Source organism: Nostoc cf. edaphicum LEGE 07299 (genome assembly GCF_015207245.1).
Lineage (GTDB): Bacteria > Cyanobacteriota > Cyanobacteriia > Cyanobacteriales > Nostocaceae > Nostoc > Nostoc edaphicum_B.
In genome coordinates this window covers 1-3,624 of record NZ_JADEXF010000635.1, presented here as the reverse complement: position 1 = coordinate 3,624, position 3,624 = coordinate 1, and the positions used below count along the sequence as shown (strand labels likewise).

Below are 3,624 nucleotides of genomic sequence, written 5' to 3'. Positions count from 1 at the left end.
GGATAAGGCACAGGACGCCCGAAATTTCATGCTCAGTTTTCAGTATTGGCTAGGTGGTTCTCCAGAAAATCTGGAAAACTTCTTGCTGATGCTAGCTGATAAATATGTATTTAAAGGTTTAGAAAAACAGAATTTTGCACCTTCTACATACGAACAGCCGGTGGTTTATCCCGATCTAGGGATTTGGCACCCTTTGGCTCCCAGTATGTTTGAAGATGTCAGAGAGTACCTCAATTGGTATACAGCTCGTAAGGATATTTCTAGCGATCTAAAAGATCCCCTAGCTCCTTGTGTCGGGTTAGTATTGCAACGCACCCACCTAGTTACAGGGGATGATGCCCATTATGTGGCAATGGTGCAGGAGTTGGAAGCATTAGGCGCACGGGTACTACCTGTGTTTGCTGGTGGTTTGGACTTCTCCAAGCCTGTGGATGCTTACTTCTATGAACCAACTACTAACACACAGTTGGTAGATGCAGTGATATCGCTGACTGGTTTTGCTTTAGTGGGTGGCCCAGCCAGACAAGACCATCCCAAGGCAATTGAGTCACTCAAACGCTTAAACCGTCCTTATATGGTGGCGTTACCCTTAGTATTCCAAACCACAGAAGAGTGGATGGATAGCGATTTAGGGTTACATCCAATTCAAGTAGCTTTGCAAATTGCAATTCCTGAATTGGATGGAGCAATTGAGCCGATTATATTATCGGGTAGAGATGGGACTACAGGCAAAGCGATCGCACTCCGTGATCGGGTTGAAGCTGTAGCCGAACGCGCCTTAAAATGGGCGAACCTCCGCCGCAAGCCGAAACTGGATAAAAAAGTCGCCATCACCGTTTTCAGCTTCCCACCAGATAAAGGCAACGTCGGAACCGCCGCTTACTTAGATGTATTCGGTTCCATCTATGAGGTGATGAAAGCCCTCAAGAATAACGGCTACGACTTACCAGAATTGCCAGAATCAGCCGAAGCGTTGATGCAAGAAGTCATCCATGACGCACAAGCGCAGTACAACAGCCCAGAACTGAACGTTGCTTACAAAATGTCGGTTCCTGAGTATGAGGCGCTGACCCCATATTCTCAACGCCTAGAGGAAAACTGGGGGCCACCTCCCGGACATCTCAACAGCGACGGGCAAAATTTACTAATTTATGGTAAGCAATTTGGTAACGTCTTCATCGGTGTACAACCTACATTTGGTTACGAAGGCGACCCGATGCGGCTGTTGTTCTCCCGTTCAGCTAGTCCTCACCACGGTTTTGCTGCCTACTACACTTACCTAGAGCAAGTTTGGAAAGCTGATGCTGTACTGCATTTTGGTACACACGGTTCCTTGGAATTCATGCCAGGTAAACAGATGGGGATGTCTGGCGATTGTTATCCAGATAACTTGATTGGCTCAATTCCCAACCTGTATTACTACGCAGCGAATAATCCGAGTGAAGCGACAATTGCCAAACGTCGGAGTTATGCCGAAACAATTTCTTACTTGACACCGCCGGCAGAAAATGCAGGTTTGTATAAAGGTTTGAAGGAACTCAGCGAGTTAATTGCTTCCTACCAAACCTTAAAAGATAGTGGACGCGGTGTTTCCATTGTCAACAGCATCATGGATAAATGCCGGATCGTGAATCTGGATAAGGATATTAACCTGCCAGAAACCGATGCTAGAGACATGAGTACCGATGAGCGGGATAATATTGTTGGCAACGTCTACCGCAAGTTGATGGAAATCGAGTCGCGGTTGTTGCCTTGTGGTTTGCATGTCATTGGTAAACCGCCAAGTGCAGAAGAAGCGATCGCAACTCTCGTTAATATTGCTAGTCTAGATCGTCAGGAAGAAGGACTTCAAGGCTTACCGGGAATTATCGCCAATAGCATTGGGCGTAATATTGACGATATTTACCAAAATAGCGACAGAGGCATTTTAGAAGATGTTCAGTTATTGCAAGATATCACTTTGGCAACCCGTGCAGCAGTTACTGCCCTTGCCCAAGAGCAAATCGACGCGGAAGGACGAGTTTCTCTGGTTTCCCGGTTGAATTTCTTCAACATGGGTAAAAAGGAACCTTGGGTAGAAGCATTGCATAAACTCGGTTATCCCAAAGTCGATGGCGCAGCTCTAAAACCCCTATTTGAGTATTTGGAATTCTGCCTGCAACAAGTTTGTGCCGACAACGAACTGGGAGCATTACTCAAAGGCTTAGAAGGTGAGTATGTTTTACCTGGCCCTGGTGGCGATCCCATCCGCAACCCGGATGTATTGCCCACAGGTAAGAATATCCATGCACTCGACCCCCAATCCATCCCAACAACCGCAGCAGTCCAATCAGCCAAAATCGTTGTAGATCGGCTTTTGGCACGTAACAAAGCAGAAAACGAAGGAAAATGGCCAGAAACCATCGCCTGCGTCCTTTGGGGAACCGATAACATCAAAACTTACGGCGAATCCCTAGCGCAAATTATGTGGATGGTGGGCGTGCGTCCAGTTCCCGATGCCTTGGGACGGGTGAACAAGTTGGAATTGATATCTCTAGAAGAGTTGGGACGTCCCAGAATAGATGTAGTAATTAATTGTTCTGGTGTATTCCGCGACTTGTTCATCAACCAAATGAACCTGCTAGACCAAGGGGTGAAGATGGCAGCTGAGGCGGATGAACCCTTAGAAATGAACTTTGTTCGCAAACACGCTTTGCAGCAAGCTGAGGACATGGGGATTAATCTGCGTCAAGCAGCAACACGGGTTTTCTCCAACGCTTCTGGTTCCTACTCGTCAAATATAAACTTGGCGGTAGAAAACAGCACTTGGGATAGCGAAGCCGAGTTGCAGGAAATGTATCTCAACCGGAAATCCTTCTCCTTCAATTCCGATAACCCCGGAATCATGGACGAATCCCGGCAGATTTTTGAAAGTACTTTGAAAACTGCTGATGCAACTTTCCAAAATTTGGATTCTTCCGAGATTAGCTTAACGGACGTTTCCCACTACTTTGATTCCGATCCCACTAAGCTTGTAGCAAGTCTGCGGGGTGATGGTAAAAAACCAGCATCTTATATTGCAGATACAACTACAGCTAACGCCCAAGTGCGGACATTATCAGAAACCGTGCGTTTGGATGCGCGTACCAAATTGTTAAATCCCAAATGGTACGAGGGGATGCTGTCTCACGGTTACGAAGGTGTGCGCGAACTCTCCAAGCGGTTGGTGAATACAACAGGTTGGAGTGCGACAGCCGGCGCTGTGGATAACTGGATTTACGAGGATACTAACGAAACCTTCATCAAAGATGAAGAAATGCAGAAAAGGTTGTTGAACCTTAATCCCCATTCTTTCCGCAAGATTGTATCAACTTTGTTGGAAGTGAATGGACGCGGTTATTGGGAAACTAGCGAGGATAATTTAGATCGTCTGCGCGAGTTGTACCAAGAGGTTGAAGACCGGATTGAAGGGATAGACTAGGATTACATGGGCAGGCATCAAGCCTGCCTTAATAATGAGATAAGGTTAAAAAATGAAATATAAATGATTCAAACATTTCAAAATAAAGCATTAGAAAATTTGTTTAGAGAAAATTTTAATAAAGGAGTTCCTGCAAACTTAGAAAAGAAAATTAGAATCAGACT

General features: G+C 45.7%; 1 protein-coding gene. It reads left to right on the top strand.

From position 1 onward, the window contains the following. Positions 1–3,460, top strand: a 3,460-nt coding sequence (locus IQ229_RS18115; protein WP_194046096.1) for a magnesium chelatase subunit H, incomplete at its 5' end; no start/stop codon positions are given. Positions 3,461–3,624: the final 164 nt, after the last annotated feature.